The 24210-nt window shown below is 75.6% G+C and carries 22 protein-coding genes; 7 read left to right on the forward strand and 15 right to left on the reverse strand.

All coding sequences use genetic code 11. The features are described from left to right. Positions 1-145: 145 nt before the first annotated feature. From ACFVGO_RS18845 to ACFVGO_RS18860, 4 genes are all read right to left on the reverse strand, one after another. The gene (locus tag ACFVGO_RS18845; RefSeq protein WP_380632940.1) at positions 146-2011 is read right to left on the reverse strand and encodes a CocE/NonD family hydrolase; all 1866 of its coding nucleotides are present in this window, start codon (positions 2009-2011) and stop codon (positions 146-148) included. Positions 2012-2019: 8 nt separating this feature from the next. Then, positions 2020-2145, reverse strand: a complete 126-nt coding sequence (locus ACFVGO_RS18850; RefSeq protein WP_359900237.1) for a hypothetical protein — start codon at positions 2143-2145, stop codon at positions 2020-2022. A gap of 95 nt (positions 2146-2240) precedes the next feature. Beyond that, the gene (locus ACFVGO_RS18855) at positions 2241-3047 is read right to left on the reverse strand and encodes a Mut7-C RNAse domain-containing protein (RefSeq protein WP_359900235.1); all 807 of its coding nucleotides are present in this window, start codon (positions 3045-3047) and stop codon (positions 2241-2243) included. 173 nt (positions 3048-3220) lie between these two features. Next, a complete protein-coding gene (locus ACFVGO_RS18860; protein ID WP_380632942.1) occupies positions 3221-4495 on the reverse strand; it encodes an MFS transporter in 1275 nt (424 codons plus the stop codon). A 907-nt stretch (positions 4496-5402) separates the two neighbouring features. Between ACFVGO_RS18860 and ACFVGO_RS18865 the strand changes: the two genes are divergently transcribed. From ACFVGO_RS18865 to ACFVGO_RS18875, 3 genes are all read left to right on the forward strand, one after another. Continuing rightward, positions 5403-7412, forward strand: a complete 2010-nt coding sequence (locus ACFVGO_RS18865; RefSeq protein ID WP_380632944.1) for a molybdopterin cofactor-binding domain-containing protein — start codon at positions 5403-5405, stop codon at positions 7410-7412. A gap of 44 nt (positions 7413-7456) precedes the next feature. Beyond that, complete coding sequence (locus tag ACFVGO_RS18870; RefSeq protein ID WP_359900229.1) at positions 7457-7924, forward strand: (2Fe-2S)-binding protein; 468 nt, start codon at positions 7457-7459, stop codon at positions 7922-7924. A 157-nt stretch (positions 7925-8081) separates the two neighbouring features. Beyond that, positions 8082-9248, forward strand: coding sequence for an alpha/beta hydrolase (locus tag ACFVGO_RS18875; protein WP_380632946.1), 1167 nt, complete (start codon positions 8082-8084; stop codon positions 9246-9248). Between the two features lie 58 nt (positions 9249-9306). On the opposite strand, the gene ACFVGO_RS18880 is transcribed toward ACFVGO_RS18875, so the two are convergent. The 7 genes from ACFVGO_RS18880 to ACFVGO_RS18910 all read right to left on the reverse strand — a co-directional run bounded on the left by ACFVGO_RS18880 (position 9307) and on the right by ACFVGO_RS18910 (position 18307). Then, positions 9307-9912: a TIGR03086 family metal-binding protein gene (locus ACFVGO_RS18880; RefSeq protein ID WP_359900225.1), complete on the reverse strand. Its 606-nt coding sequence runs from the start codon at positions 9910-9912 to the stop codon at positions 9307-9309. Between the two features lie 114 nt (positions 9913-10026). Further along, on the reverse strand, positions 10027-10782 hold the full coding sequence (locus ACFVGO_RS18885; protein ID WP_380632948.1) for an SDR family NAD(P)-dependent oxidoreductase: 756 nt from the start codon (positions 10780-10782) through the stop codon (positions 10027-10029). Between the two features lie 138 nt (positions 10783-10920). Continuing rightward, a complete protein-coding gene (locus tag ACFVGO_RS18890; protein ID WP_380632950.1) occupies positions 10921-11598 on the reverse strand; it encodes a class I SAM-dependent methyltransferase in 678 nt (225 codons plus the stop codon). A 230-nt stretch (positions 11599-11828) separates the two neighbouring features. Continuing rightward, positions 11829-12593 (reverse strand): transglycosylase family protein, encoded by a 765-nt coding sequence (locus tag ACFVGO_RS18895; protein ID WP_380632952.1) that lies wholly within the window; start codon positions 12591-12593, stop codon positions 11829-11831. A gap of 556 nt (positions 12594-13149) precedes the next feature. Then, positions 13150-13818 (reverse strand): response regulator, encoded by a 669-nt coding sequence (locus tag ACFVGO_RS18900; RefSeq protein WP_380352189.1) that lies wholly within the window; start codon positions 13816-13818, stop codon positions 13150-13152. Positions 13819-13966: 148 nt separating this feature from the next. Continuing rightward, complete coding sequence (locus tag ACFVGO_RS18905; protein WP_359900220.1) at positions 13967-15631, reverse strand: histidine kinase; 1665 nt, start codon at positions 15629-15631, stop codon at positions 13967-13969. A gap of 144 nt (positions 15632-15775) precedes the next feature. Beyond that, on the reverse strand, positions 15776-18307 hold the full coding sequence (locus ACFVGO_RS18910) for a SpoIIE family protein phosphatase (protein ID WP_359900218.1): 2532 nt from the start codon (positions 18305-18307) through the stop codon (positions 15776-15778). A 94-nt stretch (positions 18308-18401) separates the two neighbouring features. Between ACFVGO_RS18910 and ACFVGO_RS18915 the strand changes: the two genes are divergently transcribed. Beyond that, on the forward strand, positions 18402-18728 hold the full coding sequence (locus ACFVGO_RS18915; protein WP_359900216.1) for a DUF4326 domain-containing protein: 327 nt from the start codon (positions 18402-18404) through the stop codon (positions 18726-18728). Positions 18729-18739: 11 nt separating this feature from the next. Here ACFVGO_RS18915 and ACFVGO_RS18920 read toward each other — a convergent pair whose 3' ends face one another. Next, positions 18740-19306 (reverse strand): Uma2 family endonuclease, encoded by a 567-nt coding sequence (locus ACFVGO_RS18920; RefSeq protein WP_380632956.1) that lies wholly within the window; start codon positions 19304-19306, stop codon positions 18740-18742. A gap of 162 nt (positions 19307-19468) precedes the next feature. Here ACFVGO_RS18920 and ACFVGO_RS18925 point away from each other — a divergent pair, with 162 nt between their 5' ends. After that, positions 19469-20806: a PQQ-binding-like beta-propeller repeat protein gene (locus tag ACFVGO_RS18925; protein ID WP_380632958.1), complete on the forward strand. Its 1338-nt coding sequence runs from the start codon at positions 19469-19471 to the stop codon at positions 20804-20806. 73 nt (positions 20807-20879) lie between these two features. Continuing rightward, positions 20880-21515 (forward strand): uridine kinase, encoded by a 636-nt coding sequence (locus tag ACFVGO_RS18930; protein WP_359900210.1) that lies wholly within the window; start codon positions 20880-20882, stop codon positions 21513-21515. Here the strand turns inward: ACFVGO_RS18930 and ACFVGO_RS18935 are convergent. Together ACFVGO_RS18935 and ACFVGO_RS18940 are read right to left on the reverse strand one after the other, a co-directional pair. Beyond that, positions 21463-22311, reverse strand: coding sequence for a DNA-formamidopyrimidine glycosylase family protein (locus ACFVGO_RS18935; RefSeq protein ID WP_359900208.1), 849 nt, complete (start codon positions 22309-22311; stop codon positions 21463-21465). The genes ACFVGO_RS18930 and ACFVGO_RS18935 overlap by 53 nt on opposite strands. A gap of 51 nt (positions 22312-22362) precedes the next feature. Continuing rightward, entirely contained in the window at positions 22363-22824 is a 462-nt protein-coding gene (locus ACFVGO_RS18940; protein ID WP_359900206.1) for a universal stress protein, read from the reverse strand. Positions 22825-22971: 147 nt separating this feature from the next. Here ACFVGO_RS18940 and ACFVGO_RS18945 point away from each other — a divergent pair, with 147 nt between their 5' ends. After that, positions 22972-23355, forward strand: a complete 384-nt coding sequence (locus ACFVGO_RS18945) for a hypothetical protein (RefSeq protein ID WP_380632961.1) — start codon at positions 22972-22974, stop codon at positions 23353-23355. A 31-nt stretch (positions 23356-23386) separates the two neighbouring features. Here the strand turns inward: ACFVGO_RS18945 and ACFVGO_RS18950 are convergent. Next, a partial coding sequence (locus ACFVGO_RS18950) for a zinc metalloprotease (protein ID WP_380632963.1) occupies positions 23387-24210 on the reverse strand: 824 nt, incomplete at its 5' end.

A 24210-nucleotide genomic window follows, 5' to 3' on the forward strand; every position in this document is an offset into this window, starting at 1 on the left:
TGGGATTCCCCCCGGGCGCTGGCGGGGTACTGGGGCGGTTTGCACGGGGCTGGGACGGGGGACGGGTGGGGGGGGGGGGACGGGGGAGGGCGCGGGGCACCCGCCCGCCACCGGGTGCCCCGCGGTTCGACTCTCGGCGCAACTCTCAGTGCACGACGGGCAGTTCCAGCACCGACCCCCGGTCGCCGCCCCAGCCGATCCGGTAGCCCGCCTGCCCGTCGGCCGGGAGGAGCTGGAAGGAGTCGGGGTTGGCGGCGGCAACGGTGAGCCTGATCCGGTCGCCGGGCCGGAACAGCACCGAGACGGGCTGGAGGTCGATGGTGACGCGTTGGGCGCGGCCCTGCGGGAAGTCCTCGGCGTCCTCGGCCGCGTAGCTGCGCGGGGTGCGCAGCCGGCGCCAGTCCGGGTTGTCGTCGCGGTCGGCCACCGCCCGCTCGGTCAGGGCCAGTTGGCCTTCCGTCAGATAGGTGACCCGGCCGTCCGGGGAGACGTCCTCCAGGTAGACGTGCAGGGCGCCGCGCGCCGAACCGGCCAGTCCGGTGACGTCGAGGGTGACATTGCCGTTGCCGGTGACCCGGGTGTCGGCGGTCACCGGTGCGGTGGTGTAGCTGAGCAGTTTGGCGTCGACGGCGGCGCGGTCGGGGTAACTGACCTCGTCTCCGCTGAGGTTGGTGTTCCAGCGGTCCAGCGGGCCGGTGCCCGCGGTCGGGTCGAGGCGCAGCAGGTCGGAGCCGCCGCGGCGGTCGTCCGCCAGGCCGCCGAGGGTGCCGCCCGCGCCGAGGGGGAACCGCTGGGTGCGGGTGCCGGGCACCGGCCAGCGGGTGGTGGTGCGCCAGACGCCCTCGTTGAAGGTGTAGTAGTGCACCTGCCGGCGGCCGTCGGGGCGGGCGTTCCCCCGGACGTAGCGGTCGAAGAAGTCGACCACGCGCCGGTCGTTCTCCTCGTGTTCCCGCGCGGTGAGCGGGCGGGCGGGCTGGAACGGGTCGGCGAGCCAGCCGGCGCCGTGGTTCCACGGGCCGATCCAGTCGTCCTGGGTGTTGGACAGGCCGGTGAACTGGGAGAGCACCCCGTTGGCGGTGCCCGCGTCGAGCCAGCCGGCGCGGGTGAGGACGGGCACCCGGCCGGCCTCGACGGCGTCGGTCCGCTCGCCGACGCTGCCGACCGTCCAGCTCTTCGGGCCGTCCCGGTAGTCGCGGTGGACGCCGGCGTGCGCCATCTCGACGAGGTTGGCGTTGTTCGTGTGCTCGGCGCGCGCGGCGGCGAGCAGGGCCGGGCCGTCGGGTCCGTCGACCGGCCGGGGCTGGAAGCCGGTGAGGCCGACGTCCGCGCAGAGCCTGCGGGTCTGCTCGTCGGTCTCGCAGGTGGTGCCGCCGGCCCCGTCGAGGATGCGCAGCAGCAGCGCGTACTGGGCGATCCGCGGTTCGATGAGCACGCCGCCGGGGCGCACCAGGTCCTCGTACGGGTCGAAGTCGTAGGAGATGGGGGCGGCGGCGGTGATGTGGTGGTTGCCGAGGGAGGTGGCGAGCATCGCGGTGTCGCCGCCGTAGGAGATGCCGGTGGTGCCGACCCGGCCGTTGGACCAGGGCTGGGCGGCGATCCAGTCGCTGAGCGGGCCGCTGTCGGCGGTCACGTCGGCGCCGAGTTCGGAGGTGAGGGTGCCGAAGGAGGCGCCGGTGCCGCGCAGGTCGGCGGTCACGAAGGCGTAGCCGCGGGCGGTCCACCGCTCGGCCTCGCCGCTGGTGCCGCCGGGTTGGCCGGCCCGGACCCGGGCCCGCCAGTAACGCTGGGTGACCAGGACGGTGGGCAGGTGGGCGCCGGCCCGGGTGCCCTCGGGCAGGTAGACGTCGACGGCGAGGCGGACCCCGTCCGGCATCGCCACGTAGCGCGACCGCAGATGCGGCTCGGCGGGCCCGCCGGCCCCCGCGTCGGGCCCGGCGGCGGCCGCCGGGGCGACCGAGAGTCCGAGTGCGGCGGCAGCCGCGACCAGCGCCGCCAGCGGGCGGCGCGACATCTCCCGCCTCATCGGACGGTCGCCTTCCGGGGGCCTTCCTCCGGGCGTACCTCGGCGCCGTCCGGGACCGTCACCACGGCGGCGTCCCCGACGTCCGCGCTGTGGAAGGGCTGCCGACCTGCCTGAATGCTCATTGCGACGACCTGGCCTCTCTCGTACGAGCGAGTAGCGTGGTCCCGTCCCCCACCGTCGATGGGACCACGCGCGCCCGGCCGTCCACCAGAGCGCCCTACCCTGAGACGACCCCGATGCGGCCCTGACCCTCCCCGGAGTCCTGGACGTGTCCCGAGTCCTGGGCGTGTCCGCCGGCCCGGCCGTCGCCGAAGTCGCGCACCGCCTCGGTGACGATCGCCTCCAGCCGGGCGTGGTGGGCGCCGCGCCAGTAGGCCTGGCCGCAGTCGGCGCACTGGGCGAAGGCGTCGTAGGAGCGCTCGGTGCCGTCCCGCAGCTGCTCGCGCACCGAGGTCTTGGTGGCCGGGTGCAGGGTGCCGTTGCAGGTGGTGCAGCGGCTCCAGGGGGCGAGCGGCGGCGCGAAGCGGGAGAGCACGTCGCGCAGTTGCTCGGCGGGGCGGTGGCTGTAGACGTAGGCGCCGGCCCACAGTTCGCGCCGGCGCAGCAGTCCGCGGTCGCGGGAGAGCATGATCCGCTGTTCGGCGGCCGAGCGGGCGGCCAGGGCGGCGTCGCCGATGTCGGGGTTCTCGTACGCGGCGTCGACGCCGAGCAGGCGCAGCCGCCGGGCGAGGGTGCCGAGGTGGACGTCCAGCAGGAAGCGCGCCGGGCCGGGCACGGGCTGCGGCCTGGCCACGGCCAGGACGGCGATCTCCTCGCCGTCGGCCGGCACGTGGGTGTCGGGCACGGCCCGGCCGTCCACCCGCAGGCCGCCGACCTCGGTGAGCGGGACGCCCAACGACTCGACGACGTGGCCGAGGGTGGAGCTGCCGTCGGTGCGCAGCGCGGTGCGGCCGGCCCGCCGGGGCGCGGAGACGAAGAGGTGCAGCTCGGGGGCGAAGTCGAGCCGGATCTGAGGTCGGTCCACGCGGCCAGCATGCCAGCGGGCGGCGGGCCGGGGCCACCGGGTTTCCGGCCCGCCCCCGGGCCGCTCCCCCGGCCCCGCCGTCGTGGCCTCCCGGCTCGGGCCCGCCGTCGCGGCCTTCCGGATCGGACCCCGGGCCGACCTTCCCGGGTGGGCCGCCACCGCGGCGTTCGCCGTCAGGCCCCCGGCGGCGCGCCCGCGGCCACCGGCGACGGCGGTGGCACCGCGGGGCCGCGGTCCCGTGCCGCCCAGCGGGCGACCGGCCCCATCGCGTACCCCGCCGCGAGGAACACCCCGCCGAGGACCAGCCAGCCGGCCAGGCCCCCGTCCAGCAGCAGCGTCGTGAGCAGCAGCGGCCCGAGGGTGCGGGCGACGGCGACGCCGGTGCCGAAGAAGCCCTGGTACTGGCCGATCCGCCCGGCCGGGGCGAGGTCGAAGGCGATCTGCCAGCTGCCGGCCGACTGCTTCATCTCCCCGACCACCTGCAGGACGGAGGCGGCGACCAGCAGCGCGCCGACCGCCCAGACCGGCACGTCCAGCGCGGACAGCCCGAAGACGGCGCAGGAGCCGAGCAGCAGCAGCCCGGCGGCGCGGACCGCCCGGGCGGCCGGGTCCAGTCCGGTGATGCCGTGTGCCGCCCGGACCTGGAAGGCCAGCACCGCGAGGGTGTTGAGCACGAACAGCGCCGAGCCGAGCCAGCCGATCCCGGGGGCGCGCGCGGCGATCCAGAGCGGGATGATCAGGCTGAGCAGGGGCATCCGCAGCAGCAGGACGGCGTTGACCGCGGTGACGGCGGCGTACCGGCGGTCGCGCAGCACGGCGAGCCGCGGCCCGGCGTCCGACGGCCCCGCCGGGGCCGGGGCCTCGGGCAGCCGCCGCAGGACCAGCGCGCTGAGCAGGAAGCCGAACGCGGTGACGGCGAAGGCCGAAAGGTAGGCGGCGCGGGTGCCGACGCCGAGCGCGATGCCGCCGATCGCCGCTCCAACGGCCAGTCCGCCGTTGAGGGTCGACTGGATGTGGGCGAGCAGGGCGGTGCGCTGCGCGGGCGGCACCAGGGCGGCGACCAGCGCCTGGCGGGCGGCGGTCAGGCCGGACTGCGCGGTGGCGTAGAGGCAGACCGCGAGCAGGAACAGCGGGTAGGAGCGGATCACCAGGAAGGCGGCGACCACGGCCGCCGTGCCGAGTGCGAGCGCCACCGAGGTGCGGCGCGGGCCGCGCCGGTCGGCGAGGTGGCCGAGCGGGACGCCGGCGACGGAGCCGAGTGCCCAGGCGAGGGTGAGGCCGAGCCCGAGGGCGGTCGGCGACATCCCGACGACCCGGGTGAAGTAGAGCGCGGAGCAGGTGTAGTAGGCGCCGTCGCCCACGGCGGCGGCCAACTGGGCGGCCGCGAGGGTCCGCTGGGGCCCGGCGGGCGGCAGGGCGTCCCAACGGGCGGCTCGGTCGGTCGGCATGCTCCTCCTTCTCCGGTGTGCGGTGTCACCCGCCGGACGCATCCGGGCGGTCACCCACACGCGTCCACCTGCGTAAACGTCTTCACGGACCGTCACCCCTGCCCGCGACCGCCGGACGGGCGGCGCGCGGAGCCGATCTCCGCGACCGCCGGTGCCGGCACGCCCCCACTCTAGGGAAAAACCGGCCCAGTGGAACGGTCCAGTGATCAAGGAATTCCCTGGGCCAATCCGTCGCGCCGCCGCACCGCCGACCGACCCCTGAACCCGCGTGCGAGAGGCGCCAGTTGGCGCCTCCGAGCCCTTCCGGGCGAGCTCGCCCCGGCCTCGCCCGCGCCTCCGAAGCGCCGTCCGTACCCGCTCCGAATCCGCTCCGGCCGCCCGCCGCGAAACCGCGATCGGGCAGACCAAGGGCCAACTTTGACCGTGTTGACCCGTCAGTAGCGCCCTTTTATGCTCAACGGCGTTCGCGATCCGGCACCGGGCCGGGGCCACGCCGCCCACCCGTTCCCGTCGCCGTCCCCGGCTCGAAGGGTGGCCCCCCATCAGCACCTCCACCGCCCCCTCGGACTCCCCCAGCCGACCCGGCGGCACCGGCCACCCGCACACCCGCGCCCTCCCCGGCGGCCCGGACACCGCCGCCCCGGACACCCCTACCGCCCCGGACACCGCGGCACCGAACGGGGCCACCCGCCGCCGGCGCTTCCTCACCTACCTGCTGGCCGCGCCCACCCTCACCGTCGCCGCCGGTCCCGGCCCCGACGCCGCCGCGCCCGCCCCCGCACGGGCCACCGCCCCGACCCCCGTCCCGCGGCCCGCGGCGGCCGCCGTACCCGTCCGGGAGACGGCCCTCCCCCATCAGCTGATCGGCCTGCCCGGCATCCCCGACATCGTCGACCTCGGCGACGCGATGATCATCGCCGGCCTGCCGACCGCGCACCTGCTGGTCCTCGAAGTCACCCCCGCCGGCCGGGCCGCGCTGCACCTGCCCCGGCTGGAGGTCGGCCAGGGCCTCACCACCTCGATCGCCATGATCGTCGCCGAGGAGCTCGACGCCCGCCTCTCCGACGTCGACGTCCCGCTCTGCGACTCCCGCCCCGAGCTGCTCTTCAACCAGCTGACCGGCGGCTCCAACTCGATCCGCTCGCTGTACGACCCGGTGCGCGCCGCGGCCGCCGCCGCCCGCGCCCGGCTGGTGACCGCCGCCGCCAAGCGCTGGAACGTTCCCGCGGCCACCCTGCGCACCGCCGACTCCGCCGTCCTCGCCCCCGACGGCCGCCGCCTCGGCTACGGCGACCTCGCCGCCGAGGCGGCCAAAGTCGCCGTACCCGCCGTCCCGGCCGTCCCCAAGACCCCCGACCAGCTGCGCCTGGTGGGCAGGCCGACCGGCAGGATCGACGCCCGCGACATCGTCACCGGCCGCGCCAAGTACGCCGGGGACCTCCAGATCCCGGGCGCCGTGCCCACCGTGGTCGCCCGGCCGACCACCGTCAACGGCACCCTCAAGTCCCTGGACGCCTCCGCCGCCCGCGCCATGCCCGGGGTGCTCGGCGTGGTGCGGATCCCGACCGGCGTCGCCGTCCTCGCCGAGACCTTCGACCAGGCGCTCAAGGCCCGCGACGCGCTGCGCACCACCTGGAACCCGGGCCCGGTCGCGGGCCTGTCCGACGCCGACGTCCGGTCCCGGCTGCGCGCCGCCCACCTGCCCTCGCTCCCGCCGCCGCTGCTCTCCCACCGGGTACAGGCGGAGTTCGACTTCGCCTTCGTCAACCACGCCCCGATGGAGGTGCTCACCGCCGTCGCCGACGTCCGGCCGAACCGCGCCGAGCTCTGGTTCGCCTCGCAGAGCCCGATCCTCGCCCAGGGCACCATCGCCGCCGAACTCGGCCTGCCGGAGAACGCCGTCACCGTCCACGTGGTGCGCGGCGGCGGCTCGTTCGGCCGCCGGCTGTTCTTCGACGCCGCCCTGGAGGCCGCCCAGGTCTCCAAGGCCGCCGGCCGCCCGGTCAAGCTGATGTGGACCCGCAACGACGACATGCGCCACGGCCGGGTGCGCCCGGCCAGCCACCACGTCGTCCGGGCCACCTACGGCCTCGGCCAGGTGTTCAGCTGGGAGCACCACGTGGCCGGCGTCCGGACCGACCTCGGGCACGGCCTCGGCGACATGCTCACCGCCGCCGGCTACAACCTCCCGCTGGCCGGGCTCACCGCCTCCGAACTGTTCTTCCTGCTCACCGAGAAGATCCCGTACGACGTCGGAGTGCCCACCCAGCTGCTCGCCGAGGTACCGCTGGAGCTGAACACCGGAAGCTGGCGCTCGGTCTACTCGGGCACCGTCCGGGTCACCGACGAGATCATGATGGACGAACTCGCCCGCCGGATGGGCCAGGACGAGCTGGGCTTCCGCCGCGACCGGATGCGCAGCGCCGCCGGGCGGGCGGTGCTGGACGAACTCGCCAAGCGCGGCGACTGGGGCCGCCCGATGCCTCCCGGCCAGGCCCAGGGCATCGGCTACCACGACGAGCACAGCGCCAGCGCCGGGTACCTGGTCGAGCTGGACGCCACCGACCGCGCCAACCCCCGGGTGACCAAGGCCGTCGTCGTCGCCGACGTCGGCCGGGTGATCAACCCCAGGGGCCTGGAGGCCCAACTGACCGGCGCGCTGGTCGACGGCATCTCGGTGATCCTGCAGGCCGGCAACCACCTGGACAACGGGGCCTTCCGGGAAGGAAGTTACGGCGACTTCCACTACGCCCGGCAGCGGCACACCCCGCCGGTGGTCGAGGTCCACCTGATGCCGCCGAGCGGACCGCCCGGCGGCGCGGGCGAACTGGGCGTCCCGGCCGCCTCGGCCGCCGTCGCCAACGCCTACGCCCGCGCGACCGGCACCAGCCCCCGCTCCTTCCCGATCGCCTTCTGACCCCCGGCACCATCCGACCACCTGCTGAGGAATCCCGACTCCCCATGCCCACCCACACCTTCGTCCTCAACGGGCGGCCCGTCAGCGTCGAGGCCCCGGACGACATGCCGCTGCTCTGGGTCCTGCGCGACAAGCTCGGCGTCACCGGCCCCAAGTACGGCTGCGGGGTGGGCGTCTGCCGCGCCTGCACCAGCCACCTGGACGGCGAGGAGTTCCAGCCCTGCACCCGGTCCGTCAAGGACTGCGAGGGCCACACCGTCACCACCATCGAGGGCCTGGCCGACGGCGAGGTCCTCCACCCCGTCCAGGAGGCCTGGCTCGCCTGCGACGTCGCCCAGTGCGGCTTCTGCCAGCCCGGCCAGATCATGACCGCCGTCGCCCTGCTGCGCCGCACCCCGAACCCGACGGACGCGGACATCGACCGGATCCAGAACGTCTGCCGCTGCGGCACCTACCCGCGGATCCGCGAGGCGATCAAGCAGGCCGCCGCGCGGCAGGCCGCCAAGCCCTGAGCCGCCCGAGTCGGCTTGAACCGCCCTCGACCGCCCTGGACCGCCCTGGACCGCCCTGGGCCGCCCTGGGCCGATCGGCATCCCGCGGCCCCTGGCCCGGCCGGCCCGGAGCACCTAGGCTTGCCGGACCCAGTCGCCGAGCCGGCAAGGATGACGCATGATCAGGCGCCGTTCACTGCTCGCCCTCGCGGGCCTGGGCGGGTCCGCCGCCCTGCTGCCCGCCGGGCCCGCCCTCGCCGCCCCGCCGCGGACCGTCGACCTGCCCGCCCCGCCGCGCACCGTCGACCTGCCCGCGCCCACCGTCGGCCGGCCGGTCGGCACCACGAGCCTGCACCTGGTGGACCACGACCGACCCGACCCGTTCGCACCCGCCCCCGGCCCGCGCGAGCTGATGGTGCAGTTCTGGTACCCGGCGCGCGGCACCGCCGGCCGGCCCCGCGCGCCCTACACCACCCCCCGGGTCGCGGCCGCGATCGAGCGGATCCTGCCGCTGGACCCGGGCACCCTCGACCTGGTCCGCCCCACCGCCCGCGCCGACGCACCCGCCCACCCGGGCCCGCTCCCCCTGCTGCTGCTCGGCCACGGCCGCACGGGCGGACGCAGCAACTGCACCGCGCTGGCCGAGGAGTTGGCCGCGCACGGCTACCTCGTCGCGGCCGTCGACCACACCTACGACGCCGCCGCCGTCGAGTTCCCGGACGGCCGGCTGGTGCGCAGCGTCCTGCCGGAGGACCCGCCGGACTGGGACGCCGCCGAGCGCAAGGAGATCGCCGCGCGGGTCGGCGACCTGCGCTTCGTCACCGATGAACTGACCGACGGCCGACTGCCGTTCCGGATCGACGAGGAGCGGATCGGCGTGCTCGGCCACTCCATGGGCGGAGCCGCGGCCGCCGAGGCACTGCGCCTGGACCCGCGCTTCCGCATCGGCCTCGACCTCGACGGCGGCCTGTTCGGCTCCCCTGTCCCGGAGCTCGGGCTGGACCGGCCGTTCCTGCTGCTCACCTCGATCGACGACCACGGCACCTGGCAGCGCTGGCGCGAGCACCACCACGCCTGGGGACGCCAACTGCGCACCCTGGGCGCGGGCCACCTCACTTTCACCGACCTGCCGCACGCCGCCGTCCCCGGCAACCTCCCGGCCCACCTGCCCCCCGAGGTCTACGCCACCCTGCTCGGCACCATCGCCCCCGCCCGCGCCACGGCGCTCACCCGCACCTACGTCCGGGCCTTCGCCGACCACTTCCTCCGCGGCCGCCCCGCCCCGCTCCTCGACGCCCCGTCCCCGCGCCACCCGGAGATCGAGTTCCGCTGGAGCCACTCGTAGGAGCCGCCGGCGCCGGGGCGCGCGCCCCCGCGGTCGGGGGTCCGGAGGCAGGCTCTGCCTAACTCGTCGGGCCCGCCGCCGGGTCGCGGCCGAAGAAGGCGGCGAGCCGGTCGTACGCCGGGGCGTCGTCGGGGACGGCGACGGCGGGGCCGAAGGCGTGCCGCTCCTCCTCCGCGCCGCGGTACTCGGGCTTGAGCGCACCGCCGGCCCAGGCGAGCGCGGCGAGCGCGACCTCGTGGTCCAGGCCCTCGGTGGACTGGCCGGTGGCGTGGGCCAGGTCCCAGCCGTGGACGGCGAATTCGGCGGTCTGCTGGTCGACCGGGAAGCGGGCCGGCAGGGCGCCGAAGCCGGGGAGCTCCAGGGTGCCGCCGAGGTCGCCGGCCGCGCGCCAGGCGTCGACCAGTTCCTCCGCCCCGGCCTCGAAGGCGTGCAGCCAGTCCTCCTCGACCCGTTCGAAGGGCTGCGACCAGTCCGGCTGCCCGCCCTTCGCCCGTACGGTGAACTGCCGCAGGTCGTGCAGGAGGTGGCTGATCAGGTCGCCGACGTCCCAGGAGCGGCAGGGCGTCGGGTGGCCGGCCAGCTCGACGCCGGTGCCGTCGATCAGCCCGGCGGTCTGCGCGAGGGCCCGGGCGAGCAGCCCGATCGGGTCTTCCGCTGCGGTCATGGCACACCTCTCGGTACGGGGTCCCGGTACGGGAGCACGGGTCGTGCCGGGCGATCGTAAGCGCGGGCGCCGACAACCGCCCGGCACGACACCGTGCCCGCCGGGCCCCGCGCGTCAGGCGGCGAAGCCGCCGTCCACCGCCAGCTCGGCGCCGCTGACGTACCGGCCGTCCTCGCCCACCAGGTAGGCGACGGCGGCGGCGACGTCCGCGCCGGTGCCGAAGCGGCCGAGCGCGGTGAGCCCGCTCTGGAACTCCGCCGACGGGCCGTCGGCCGGGTTCATGTCGGTGTCGATCGGCCCCGGGTGGACCAGGTTGGCGGTGATCCCGCGCGGCCCGAGCTCCCGGGCCAGCGCCTTGGTCAGGCCGATCAGCGCGGCCTTGCTGGTCGCGTACAGCGTGGCGCCGGGGAAGGCGACGCGCTGGGCGATGCAGCTGCCGACGGTGACGATCCGTCCGCCCTCGGCCAGGTGCGCGGAGGCCGCCCGGGCGTAGAGGAAGGGTGCCCGGACGTTCACCTCCAACACCCGGTCGACGTCCGCCAGGGTGAGGTCGCCGATCGGGCCGAGGACGCCGACCCCCGCGTTGTTCACCAGGACGTCCAGCCTCCCGAACCGCTCGACGACGGCCTCGACCACGCCCTCCACCGCCTGCGGGTCGGCGCTGTCCGCCCGTACGGCCCAGCCGGTCCGCCCCATCGCGGTGATCTTCGCGGCGATCTCCTCGGCCCGCTCCGCACCGCCCTGGTAGGTCACCACCACGTCGGCGCCGTCCTCGGCCAGCCGCAGGGCGACCGCCGCCCCGATCCCCCGGCTGCCGCCGGTCACCAGGGCCACCTTGCCGTCGAGCACCATCGCACCGTTCATCGTCATATCTCCAGAACTCCTCGTTCCGATCGCGGACATGACTCGATCCTGGTCCGGCGGGCTTCAAACCTCCGGCGGTATTCGGACGTTGCGTTCAAGATTCAACAATGCCGTGCGGCGCCCCCGCACCCCGGCGCACACCCATTAGTGGTAGTACGACCCGACCGCCGGCTGACCCGTCCAGTTGGGCCCGGCCGCCGGGTCGGCTCCGGCGTAGGCGAAGGGCAGCGCGACCTCCCGCCCGCCGTCCAGGAGCAGCAGGTGCCGGCGCGCCCGGTACTCGAAGCCGGCCGACCGCAGCGCCGCCACCACCGCGCGGGCCGCGCCGGAGCCGTCCGGGCGGCGCACCGACTCCGGGTCGAAGTGCGCGGCGAACCGGCCGTCCGGGGTCAGCCAGGAGGCGGCGCGGGTGATCGCGCCGAGCTGGTCGCCGAGGTAGTGCAGCCCGTGCACACAGGTGATCAGGTCGTAGGACCGCTCCGGCTCCCAGTCCGCCACCGCCGCCGTGACCAGGCGCAGGTGCGGCAGCTCCGCCAGGTCCGGCGGCGGGGCCGGCGGGCCGACCAGGTCCACACCGGTCAGCTCCACGACCGCCCCCGGGGTCCGGCTCCGGGCCGCCGCCAGCAGCGCCCGGCCCTCGCCGCTGCACAGGTCCAGCCACCCCGGCGTCGCACCCCCGTGCTCCGCCAGCCAGGCGAGCGGGTCGAAGCCGAGCTCGCGGGCGTAGCTGTTCACCCCGCTGAGCCCGCGCTCGCGGTTCATCGTGCTGTTGGCCACCACCGGGGAGGCGGTGAGCTCACTGTCATCGATCAGTCGGACCATCGGCCGACCCTACCGGCGAGGGGCGCGACGGCCGACCGCACGCGGAGGACGGGGCCCCGCAAGGGCCTGCCGGGGCCCACCAGGGCCCGCAGCGGCCCGTAACGGGCCGTTGATGGCCCGCGAACGCACCGGAACCGGCCGGAGCGGCCGCCCCGTCCAGGGCGGCCGCTCCGGCCGGTCGGCAAGGCTCCGTCGGGCGGCTCCCCGCCGGGCGGCCTCCCGTCGAAGGGTCAGACCGTCAGCGTCTGGCCCGGGAAGATCAGGTCCGGGTCGCCACCGATGGTGCGCACGTTCTTCCGGTAGAGGCTGTCCGTGTCGGTGCCGAACTTGGCCGCGATCTCGCTCAGGGTGTCACCGCTCCTGACGGTGTAGCCGCCCGCGGCGGTGTTCTTCGGCGCGACCGGCGCGGACTGCGCGGACTTGGCCGAGGGCTGCCCCTGGGGCGCCTGCTGCGCGGCGGCGGCCTTGGGGGCGGCGGGCTTGGCGGGCTTGGCGGGCTTGGCCGCGGGCGCGGCGGCGGGCTTGGCGGGCTTGGCCGCCTTCGCGGCCGGCTTGGCCTCCGCGCCGCCCGAGGTGTCGACGGCGGCCGGGGCGCCGCCCCTGCCCAGGCCCGCCTTCTGCGAGCAGACGGGCCAGGCGCCCGGGCCCTGCGAGGCGAGGACCTTCTCCGCGACGGTGATCTGCTGCGCCCTGCTCGCCTTGTTGGCCTGGGAGGCGTACGCGGTCCCGCCGTACGCGGCCCAGGTGGACGGGGAGAACTGCAGTCCGCCGTGGAAGCCGTTGCCGGTGCTGATGCTCCAGTTCCCGCCGCTCTCGCACTGGGCGACGGCGTCCCAGGTGGAGGCGGTAGCGGCGGAGGCCGAGGTGGCCGTGACGAGGCCGGCCACCGGCAGGGCCGCGACGGCGGCGCCCGCGACGACCGCCATCCGAACGCGGTGGCGCTTGGGGGTGGCGGTGGTGTCGGTGGCAGCGGCGGTCTCGTGACGGGGATTCATACAGGTCCTCTCGACAAGTCCCGGGTGGGCATGCGGAACCAGGCCCGGGACATGGGCCGGCAGTTTTTCGCTCACCTCACTCGACGGGCGGCCGGACACGTGTCGGACGTGCCGTGCCGCCCCGGTCACCTCCGCACGCCGACGGCCTGTTGGAGCCGGCCTCGTCGGCGGGCACCGCCCTCGCGCCGCTGGTCAGTCGGCGGGCAGTGCGTCGGGGTGGACCCGGGTGGCGCTCGTTGCGCCGCCAATGAAGCTAGGGGGCATCACCCGGACGCAGCAAGCAATTCTTGGACGTCGCAGGTCAGTTGACTGTTACCGGCGGTATTGATCAAGAAGCTGTGCCTGATTTGAATACTTTCGACCGAATTTCCAAGATCGAATGATCGAAATCCGTGCCCTCGCTCACACCTATCCCTCCGAGAAAGCTCACAGGCCATCCACGCGGAGGAATCGTCAGCTGACGCACCGTCACCATCCGGTCCGGAGTTCCCGGTTCCGCGCCGCCGCCGAGTGGCATCCGTCACGCCCGGCACGCACCGCGATCGGAAAGGGACTCTCAGTGACCGCCGTCGAGCTCCGCGTCCCGGGCCAACAACGCCGCCTGGACCCGGTTCTCGCAGCCCAGCTTGGCCAGGATCCGGCTGACGTAGGTCTTCACCGTCGCCTCGCTCATGTGGATCCGCGCCCCCGCGTCGGCATTGGACAGACCCTCTCCGAGCAGCGCCAACACCTCCAACTCGCGCTGGGTGAGCACCTCCAGCCGACGCCGCGCCGCCACCGCGCGGGCAGCCAGCGAGGCACTGCGGCCGGAGGCCAGCGAGTCGACGATGTGCCGGGTGGCGGCCGGCGAGAGGAAGGCGTTGCCGCCCGCCGCCGCCCGGACGGCCTGGATCAGCTCGTTCGGCGCGGTGTCCTTGAGCAGGAAGCCGGCACCGCCCTCGGTCACGGCGCGCAGGACGTTCTCGCGCTCCCCGAAGGTGGTGAGGATCAGGGCCCGCGCGCCGGGGGCGACCCTCGCCAGCTCCCCGAGCGCCGTCAGCCCGTCCATCACCGGCATCTGAATGTCCAGCAGCACCACGTCCACCCGGTGCGCCCGCGCGAGCTCCAGCGCCTCGCGCCCGTCGGCGGCCTCCGCGACCACCTCGATGTCGTCGGCGGAGCCGAGGATCATCCTGATCCCGGCCCGGATCAGCGGCTCGTCGTCGGCGACGAGGACTCGGATCACGCTGGTCATTCCCCTCGAACGGTGCTTCGGCTGCGGCACCATCCTCACATCCCGGCAGGACCGCTCCGAACCACCCCGATCCGGACCACCGTGCTCCGAAACCGGCCCGGCCCGCCCCGCCGGGGCACCCGCCCGCGCACGGGGGCACTCAGCCCCTGGCGACGTACTCCTGCTTCTCCACCAACGCCCCGTCCCGGAAGCAGAATCGCGCCACGTGCTCCTCGTTCCAGCCGGCGCCGGGCGCACCGTTCAGGACGAACCAGCGGCAGTGCGCGCCCGCCGGCACCTCGGGCCCCGTCCCCTTATAGGTGTCGGTGAAGAAGTTGTTGCCGCGCGGCAGCGTCTGCAGCACCTCGGCCTCGGCGGTGCCGACCCTGATCTGGTCGTACATCGGCTTCTGCACGGTCGCGTCGTTGGTGCCCCGGACGAAGGCGATCACGCCCCAGACCACCAGGCCGAGCACGATCAGCGCGACCGCGACCACCCCGAGCGCGCAGCCCATCGCCGGGCTGCGCCGCCCGCGCTCCGGCTCCTCGACGGGCGGCAGGCCGTCCAGCATCCAGTCCTCGGCCCCGCCCGTCGCCGCCGCGTCCTGCTCCGCTCCCTCGTACGGGAGCACGGCCGCCAGCCGGAAGCCCTGCTCCGGCGTGGGCCCGGCGTGCACCATGCCGCCGACCAGCCTCGCGCGCTCCCGCAGGCCGGTCAGCCCCTGGCCGCCGCTGACCGCCGCGCCCGCGCCGCCGCGTGCGCCCACGAGTTCCGGCGCGCGGGTGTTGCTCACCTCCACCACCAGCGCGTCCGGCTCGTACCGCAGCGCGACGGCGATCGGCGCGCCCGGGGCGTGCTTGTGCGCGTTGGTGAGCGCCTCCTGCACGATCCGGTACGCCGCGTGGTCGACGGCGGCCGCCAGCGGACGCCGGCCGCCCTCCACGGTGAGGTCGACCTCCGCCCCGGCCGCCCGGGAGGACTCCACCAGGCCGCCGATCCCGTCCACCCCGCCCCGGGCCGGCGGGCCGGCGGCGGCCGTCCCGGCGGTCGGCGGCACCGCCGTCGACTCGTCGTGCAGCACCCCGACCACCTCGCGCAGCTCGCGCATCGCCGCGACCGCCGCCTGCCGCAGCACCCCGACCGCCTCGCGCTGCCGGTCGGTGAGCGTCCGGTCCACCTCCAGCGCACCGGAGTGCACCGAGATCAGCGCCAGCTGGTGGCCCAGGCTGTCGTGCATGTCCTGGGCGATCCGGTGCCGTTCGCGCAGCCGCGCCTGGTGCACCACCATGACCCGCTCGCGCAGCAGCTGCTCGTTGCGCTCGCGCAGCGCGTCCAGCAGGGCGCGGCGCTGCGCCCGGTAGCGGCCGTAGAGCGCCGGCAGCACGGCGATCACGAGGAAGAAGCCGAGCGACAGCGACAGCACCAGCTTCGGCGAGAGCGAGGCGACATCCTTCACCACTCCCGTCACCGTGAACAGCACCCAGCCCACGACGAAGGCGCCGACCAGCGACCACACCCGGCGGATTCGCGCGCCGGCCGTCCAGCCCGCGCACACCAGCAGCGGCATCGGTCCGACCGACCAGCCGGCCAGGGCCGCGGCGGCGAGCAGCACGGTGGCCGGCAGCCCCTTGCGCAGCACCCACAGCACCGCGACGGCGAGGCCGAGGGGCAGCGCCAGACCGGTGTTGGCGAGCAGTTCCAACAGCGCGGCGAACCCGCCCATCAGCAGGGCGGCCACCGCCTCGCCCACCACCCGCCGGGGCCGCCAGGGCCCCGGCAGCGCCGTCCGTACCACCGTGTTCCAGGCCCGCGCGATCGCTTCCACGCGTCGAGGCTATCGGTCCGGCCGGGGCGTCCGCCGTCCTCCTTCGTCGCGGCCCCCGCCGACGAAAGTCGCCTGGTCGGCCCGGCGGACCACCCGCCGGAGCACCCGCCGGACCGACCGCCGGACCGACCGCCCGCCGGCCGCTCAGCCGAAGGCCGTGAGCAGCAGCGCCACGTCGTCCACCCGGCGGGTCGACCCGACCTCGCGCAGCAGCCGCTCGGCCGCCTGCTCCAGCCCCTCCCCCGCCGCGGCCCGGGCCAGCGCGGCCCGCAGCCGGTCCACGCCCTGGTCGATCGCCACCGCGGGGTCCTCGACCAGTCCGTCGGTGTAGAGGGCGAGCAGCGCCCCGCTGCCCAGCCGCAGGTCGCTGACCGGGTAGTCGGCCAGGTCGTCCACCCCGAGCAGCGGACCGCCCGGGACGTACAGCGCCTCGGCCCGCCCGCCGGGGTGGCGCAGCACCGGCGGGAGGTGTCCGGCCCGGGCGATCCGGGCGAGGCCGACGGCCGGGGTCAGCCGGACCAGGCAGCAGCTGGCGAGCAGCCCGGGGTCGAGGTCGAGCAGCAGCCGGTTGGTGCGGGCGAGCACCGCGTCGGGCGGGTCGCCGCCGGAGGCGAAGGCGCGCACGGCGCTGCGCAGCTGCCCCATCGTGGCGGCCGCGCCGACGCTGTGGCCCTCGACGTCGCCGATCACCAGGGTGACGTCCCCGCCGGTGACGATCGCGTCGTACCAGTCGCCGCCGATCTCCATGCCCTGGGTGCCGGGCAGGTAGCGGGCGGTGATCCGGATGCCGGGCACCTCGGGCAGCCGGTGCGGGAGCAGTGCCTGCTGCAGGCCGCGGGCCAGCACGAACTCGGCGTCGTACAGCCGGGCGCGCTCCAGGGCCTGGGCGATGAAGCCGCCGAGCGCGGTGAGCAGGGCGCGCTCCTCCACGGTGAACGGGCGCGGCCGGTCGAAGCCGATGATGCAGGTGCCGACCGGACGGCCGGAGGCGATCAGCGGCAGGAAGGCCCAGGCGCCCATCCCGTCCAGGGCCAGGCCGGGGTAGGTGGCGGCGAGTTCGCGCACCGACTCGAAGAAGACCGGGGTGCCGGTGCTGAGCGTCTCCGCGCCGGGCACCCGGGCATCGACCGGGGTGCCCTCGAAGGCCTCCAGGAAACCGTCCGGGTAGCCGGCCTGGGAGAGCAGGTGCAGCTGCTGGTCGCGCACCGCGTAGATGGCGAGCTCCTGGCCGCCGAAGGACGGCAGGACCTCCTCGGCCACCGCCCGGCAGACGTCCCGCACGGTGACCGCCTCGGTGAGGGCGCTGGCCAGCTGGAGCAGGTGGTGGGTGCCGCCGACCCCGGTGCGGCCGGCGGGCGGCGGGGTGGCGGGCGGTTCGGCGGCGCCCGGCGGCGGCTCGGCCGCGACCACCCGGGCGGTGACGCCGTGCGGGTCCGGGTAGAGCGAGAAGGCGAGCCAGCCGTCCGGCGGGCGGGCGGCCAGGAAGGCGGTGGGCCGCTGGGAGAACAGGGCGGCGCGGTAGCGGTTCTCGTAGACCGGGTCGGCGAGCCAGGGCAGCACGTCCCAGGGGTGGCGGCCGAGCAGGTCCTCGCGGCGGGCCCGGAGCAGCGGTTCGGTGGCGCGGTTGGCGTAGCTGATCCGGCCGTCGGGGTCGAGCGAGAGCACACCCTCCTGCAGCCGCTCGACAGCGGCCGCGGCGGCGGTCAGGTCACGCACGTCCAGCACCGCGCCGACCAGGTGGGTCCGGCCGTCGGAGATCGCCACGGGCACCCGGGCCCACAGCTCCACCGGGTACGGCAGGCCCTCCGGCCCGAGCACCCGGACCCGGGCGGCCAGCACCTCGCCGCGCTCCAGCGCGACGCGGGCGGCGGCCCGGAACGCCGGCAGGTCACCGGGGGCGACCCGGTGGTTCAGCGCGGCCACCGTGCCGTCGAACTCGCCCGGGCCGAAGCCGAAGATCTCCCGGAACTGCTCGTCGGCGGCGAGCGCCCCGGTGGCCACGTCCCAGTCGAACAGCCCGACCCGGGTGGTCGGTACCGACGACGGCGGCGGCAGCTCCACCACGGCCACCTCGCCGCCCGGCTCCACCGACTGCCCGGTCCCGGCCAGCTCGGCCAGTTGCTCGCCCAGTCGGGCGGCCGCTTCGGCCAGCTGCCGGGCGGCCGGCTCCGGAAGCCCGTCGTCCGAGGCGGGCCACAACCCGCTCAGCACGCCGAAGCGCTCCTCGCCGTGCGCCACCGGCACGCAGACGGAGGCGAAGTCGTACGGCAGGCCGACCGCGAGCTGCGGGAAGCGCCGCATGGTGTCCTCGGTGTCGGTCAGGGTGATCACGTGCCCGGTCCGGAAGCAGACCGCGACCGGCAGCGGGCCGGCGGCGGCCACCCGCCGGAACGGGCTCATCACCGCCAGCGGCACGCCCGCGATCGTGCGCAGCACCAGCGAGCGGCGGTCCCGCGAGCGCAGGTACACCATCACTCCGTACACCCCGGTCGTCCCCAGCGCCCGGCGCACCGCGTCGGCCAGGAGCTCGTCCCGCCGCTGGTCCGTCTGCGGGGCCGGGTCCCGGACGGACGGCGGGAACGCCCGGTCCGCCTCCGCGCCGGCCCCGGGCTCCGGCGTCCGGTCCGGACCGGGCCGCGTACCAGGGGCCCCATCGGTCGCGTGCGGATGGCGCATGCTCTTTTGCTACGCCCGGCCCGCAACCGTGTCAAGGCGAGCCCGCACCGGCCCCGGGCTGCCCCGGGGCGCGGAGTGCACCAGCATGGACGGCATGCCGAGCCGATCCCGCCGCACCACCGTGGTCAACCTCAAGGGCCACCGCGACGACCCCGGGTACGCGGACGTCGTCTACGTCGGCCGCGCGATGCACCGCGGCGGCTGGCACCTCGCCGAGTCGCCGCTGCACTGCCCGTACCGTCCGGGCCCCGACCTCACCCGCGAGGAGATGGTCGTCAAGTACCGCGAGCACCTGCTCGCCCGCCCTGGCCTGCTCGCCCTCGTCCCGCCCCTGCGCGGCCACCGCCTCGGCTGCTGGTGCGCCCCGCTGCCCTGCCACGCCGACGTCCTCGCCGACCTCGCGGACCACCCGCCGGACTGAGGCCGGGCGGCTCAGAGTCCCGAGAGGTCCACCGTCGCGGGGTACGGCACCGCGGCCTTGACCAGCCCGGTGAACGGTTCCCCCGGCCGGTACCCGGCCTCGGCCTCGTCCAGCACGTAGGTGTGGACGATCGGCACGCGGCCGGCGGCCTGCTCGACCCGCCAGTAGAACGGGATGCCCGCCTCGGCGTACTGGTCCGGCTCGACCGTCCGATCGGTGGTCTCCGAGCGCGGCGAGACCACCTCGACCACCAGCAGGACGTGGTCGGGCCTGGTCGGCGACTCGTCGATGGTGTCCGCGCGGTAGACCACCACGTCCGGCCGGCGGTTGTTCAGCGGCACGCCCTGAAGCCGGACGTCGAAGTCGGTGTCGGCGTTCCATTCGACGCCGCCCGCGTCGTCCAAGGCGTTCGCCAGGAGCCGGGCGAGCCGGTTGTGCCGCTTGGAAGCGCTTGGGGACACGACCACCATCCCGTCGACGATCTCGATGCCCGCGCACTGCTCCTCGGTCCAGGAGTCGTACTGCTCACTGGTGATCTGCCGGTGCATCCACTCGGGTGCGATCAACTCGGCCGTCACGGCGTACCTCCCCTGGGCTGCTGAGCGGGCCTCACTCTGTGTGCCACAACCTAGTACGAGCCCTCGTACGAGCGTTGCGGCGGTTTCGGACGGTTCGGGGACTGTTCGATATTCTCCGGACGGGTGGCGGCGTGGGGCCGCCGGTGGGGAAGCGAGAGCCGTATGCAGTCGTCGTCCGGGGGGCCCGCGCGCGGAACGTCGTGGCAGTGGGACGAGGAGACGGACGGCGGCGGGGCCACCGAGGACGTGATCGCGGGCGGCGGGGAGCGCACCGGGCCGAGCCGGCGCCGGCTGCTGCTCGGGGCCGGGGCGCTCGCGGCGGGCGGGGCCGCCTGGACGCTCGGCCGTTCGGGTGGCAGCGGGGCCCGTCCCACGCCGGGACCGACCGGGCCGCCGCCGACCGCGCTGTCCGGCCCGACGCCGCTCTGGACCTACCGCGGACCGGAGGCGATGACCCCGGAGCGGCTGACCGACCCGCCCCGCCGCCCCGTCTTCCTCTCCCGGAAGGGTCTGCAGGTCCTCGACCCGGCGAAGGGCACCGCCGCCCGGCTCCTGGTCTTCGACCCGCCGGCCAACCGCAGCTGGCCCAGCGACCTCGACATGCTCGGCAAGGTGGTGGTCGGGCCCGACCACCTCTTCACCGCCACCTACCAGGGCCACCTCGAAGCCCGCCACTTCACCGACCCCGCCGCCGACTGGAGCCTGCCGCTGCCCGACGAACTGCAGGGGCAGGTCCGCCTCGCCGGCTACGACCGCGACCCCGGCATCCTCTACGGCTACTCCTGGGGCCACCCGCGGGCCGACGGCAGTTCGACGGACAACCGCCTCTTCGCCCTGCGGGTCATCGACCGCGCCCTGCTCTGGTCCGTCCGCACCGAGCGGACGGAGCAGCCCGTCACGCCCGCCACCTTCGGCGGGGGCAGCCTCCTCGCCTGCATCCGATTCGTCGACGGCCGCACCGAGCTGGTGGCCCGGGCCGCCGCCACCGGCCGCGAGCTGTGGACCGCCCCCGGCGAGGAGGACCTGCGCTGGTGCGTCACCGGCGCGACGGGCGTCTACGTCCCCGACGGCAACGGCGGCGTGCGCATGCTGCTCCCCACCGGCGAGCCGGGCTGGACCCACTCGCCCCACCGGCGTGAGTCCTGGCGGGCGCTGCCGCCCGTCGCGCAGAACACCCGGGTGTACATCCCGTGGGACCAGGGCGTCGTCAGCTGCCTCGACGTGTCCAACGGCGCCGAGCTGTGGTCCTGCCGGCTGCCGTTCCCGCTGGACCGCCGCAGCCGTCCGCTGGTCGCCAACGGCACGCTGTTCGTCCCGGGTACGTCGGTCGGCGGGGTCAGCGCGATCTACCCGGCGACCGGCGAGCTGGGGTGGACCTTCCACGACTCCGGTCCGGGCAAGGACGTCTGGACCCTCGCCACCGACGCGACCCACCAGTACGACGGAACCCGCCTCTACGCGGGCCACGACGACGTCCTGCACGCCCTTCCGCTGAACTGAACGTCCCGATGACACTGAACGTCCCGACGACCCGACGACACTGAACGTCCCGACGACCCGGCAGGAGGGCCCGATGCAGGTACGCCCGATCTCCCCCGAGAAGCTGGCCGAGCTGCTCGCCGACCGCATCGCCGCCCTGCCCGGCGCCCGCGACCGGCGCCTGCGGGTGGCCGTGGACGGCGCGGCGGCGGCCCGCCCCGAGGCGCTCGCCGACGCGCTGGTGGAGCCGCTGCGGCTGCGCGGCCACCCGACGCTGCGGGTCTCGGCCTCCGGCTTCCTGCGTCCGGCCTCGGTCCGGCTGGAGTACGGCCACCAGGACGCGGACGCCTTCCACGACCTCTGGCTGGACGACGGCGCCCTGGCGCGCGAGGTGCTCGACCCCTTGGAGCCGGGCGGCAGCGGCCGTGTCCTGCCCTCGCTGCGCGACCCGGTCACCGACCGCTCGACCCGCGCCCCGTACACCGAACTCCCGCCCGGCGGCGTGCTGTTGCTGGACGGCGCGCTGCTGCTCGGCCGCTGGCTGCCGCTGGAGCTGTCCGTCCACCTGGCGCTCGGTCCGGCCGCGCTGGCCCGCCGCACCCCGGCCGACCAGCAGTGGACGCTGCCCGCCTTCGCCCGCTACGAGGCGCAGACCGTCCCCGCCGAGGCCGCCGACGTCACCGTCCGGGTGGACGACCCGCGCCACCCCGCGCTGGTCGAGCGGCCGTGACCTCCGGGGCCGGGCCGCGCTGGCAGTAGGGGCACCAGAAGACCGCCCGGTCGCGCGGCGGCGAGCCCTGGCGGCCGGCGACCACGGGGGTCACGCAGCGCGGGCAGGGCCGTCCGGCCCGGCCGTACACCCAGTGCTGGTAGCCGGGCCGGGTGTCGCCGGTGGTGATGTGGCCGGGGCGCAGCTTGTTGGCCTCCAGCATCTGCCGGGCGCGCTCCACCAGCCGGTCGGGGTGCGGGAGTTCGCCGACCTCGGTCCAGGGGGTGACGCCCGCGACGAAGCACAGCTCGTTGGCGTAGACGTTGCCGATCCCGGCGAGGTTGCGCTGGTCGAGCAGGGCCTCGACGACCGGGCGGCCCGGGTGGGCGAGGAGCCGGCGGACGGCCTCGACCGCGTCCCAGTCGGGGCCGAGCAGGTCGGGGCCGAGGTGGCCGACGATCCGCCGTTCGTCGGCGGTGCGCAGCAGTTCGACGACGGGCAGCCGGTAGCCGACGGCGGTGCCCCGGTCGGTGCCGAGGACGGCGCGGATCTGCCGGTCGGGGCCGCCGGTCCACCGCTCGCCGGGGCGGTAGACCTCCCAGCGGCCGTCCATCCGCAGGTGGGTGTGCAGGGTGAGGCCGCCTTCGAGGCGGGTGAGCAGGTGCTTGCCGCGCGGGGCGACCTCCAGCACCCGGCGGCCGGTGAGGTCGGCGGTGGCGTGCGCGGGCACCCGCAGGTCGGCGCTGGTCAGCGGCTGTCCGGCGAGGGCCTCGCGCAAGTGGGCCGCCACGCGGTAGACGGAGTCACCTTCTGGCATGTCTCCATTCTGGTCCGCGCGGCGGCCCGGCGGGACACCGGCCCCGGTGCGTTACGCCGACTGCCCCGGGGCGGCCTGGCCCTCGCGCACCACGACCACCGGGCAGGGCGCGTGCTCGGTGAGGTGGCGGCTGACCGAGCCGAGCAGCACGCCGGAGAAGCCGCCCAGGCCGCGGCTGCCGACGACGAGCAGCGCGGCGCCCTTGGCGGCCTCCAGCAGCGCCTGGGCGGCGTTGCCGGGCATCACGCTCTCGGCGATCGCGACGCCGGCGTCGTCGCCGGCCACCTTGGCGATGGTCTCGCTGAGGGTCTTCCCGGCGAGCTCCTCGGGGTTGAAGGCCTCGACGGTCGGCACGCCCTGCCCGGCCCACCCGTAGAAGGCCGGGTACTCCCAGGCGGCGATCGCGTGGACCGTCCCGCCGACGGCCCGCGCGTAGTCGATCGCCCAGCGCAGCGCCTGCTCCGAGGCGGGCGAGCCGTCCACGCCGACGACGATCCGGGGATTGGCACTCATGGCCTTGCTCCTTCGGTTGCTCCTGATCGGTCCCGACCCTCCGAACATAGATCAAATCGGACAAACGCTCGGTATTGCCACGCCGAAAGCGACCCGCCGCATTCAATTCGATCGCGGCCGGGGTTCCAGGCCTGGGAGGATGCCCGGATGCCGAGCAAGCCCCGCCGCCGCACGGGCGGCTTCGCCGACGTCCTTGCCGCCCTGCCACCGCAGGAGGAGCGCCAGTGCCGGAATCTCGACGACCCGCTCGCGTCGGGCGGCTTCGTGGACGCCGGGGGGCGCTACTGGCGGCTGGCCCGCGGCCCGGTGGACCGGCGGTTGGCGAAGCGGCTGGCGGTCGGCGCGGACGAGATGACGCTGGGTCTGCGGGGCGAGCTGGAGGAGGTCTCCCCGGGCGTCTTCGTGCCCGCCCTGCTCACCCCCGAGGAGCGTCCGGCCGTCTGGCGGGAGGCCTGCGAGCTGGACCACCTGGCCTACGAGTTCCGCGCCTCCGGCGGCCGGACGCTGCTCTACCTGGTGGTGTTCTGCTGAGCCCCGTGCCGTCCTGCCGCGCCGCCTCCGCTCAACTCCGGTAGGCAGCCCAGGCGTTGGCCATCCGCTGGACCTGACCCCGGGTGAACCCGGTCATGCAGGAGTCGTAGCTGTAGTCCATGAAGTTGTGGATCGGGTCGAGCCCGGGGCCGGCGCAGGTGTCGCGGCCCTCGGGGCAGCCGGAGGCGGCGGTGCGCTCGGGCGGGGTGTCGTCCACGTAGTCGCCCGGGGCCCGGCAGCCGCCCTGGAAGGTGTGGAAGAGGCCGAGCCAGTGGCCGATCTCGTGGGTCGCGGTGTCGCCCTCGTCGTAGTGGGTGGCGGCGCCGCCGGGCAGGGAGGCGTCGAGCACCACCACACCGTCGTCGGTCGGGTTCGTCCGGTACGCGTCCGGGAACGTCGACCAGCCGAGCAGGGAGTCGCCGAGACGGGCCGTGTAGAGGTTGAGGGCGCCCTGGTCGCCCTTGCGCAGGGCGGTCTTCATGTCCTGCTCGGCCGACGAGCCCGGGGTCATGCCGGTGTACCAGGACGGGTTGTCGGTCCAGTCGGCGCCGACCAGCTCGAAGTGGAACGGGCTCGCGGCGTTGCCCTGCCCCCGGCCGCCGTAGCTCTCGTTGAGGTGGTCGATCTGGCCGGTGACGGCGGCCCGGTCCAGCCGTCCGGCGGCGCCGTCGTGGATCACGTGGAAGAACACCGGGACGGTGGTCGGGGCGGCGGCCCGGCGCCGGCCGGCGCCCAGTTCGGCGAGCCGCCGGTCGAGGTCGGCCTGCATCGCCCGGGCCTGCCCGGCGCCGACCGCGTTCGGGTCCCCGCCCGGCCGGCTGCCGGCGGGCCGCCGGGCGGCGGCACCGGCCGCCC

The sequence above is a fragment of the Kitasatospora sp. NPDC057738 genome (assembly GCF_042798815.1).
Taxonomy (GTDB): domain Bacteria; phylum Actinomycetota; class Actinomycetes; order Streptomycetales; family Streptomycetaceae; genus Kitasatospora; species Kitasatospora lactacystinica.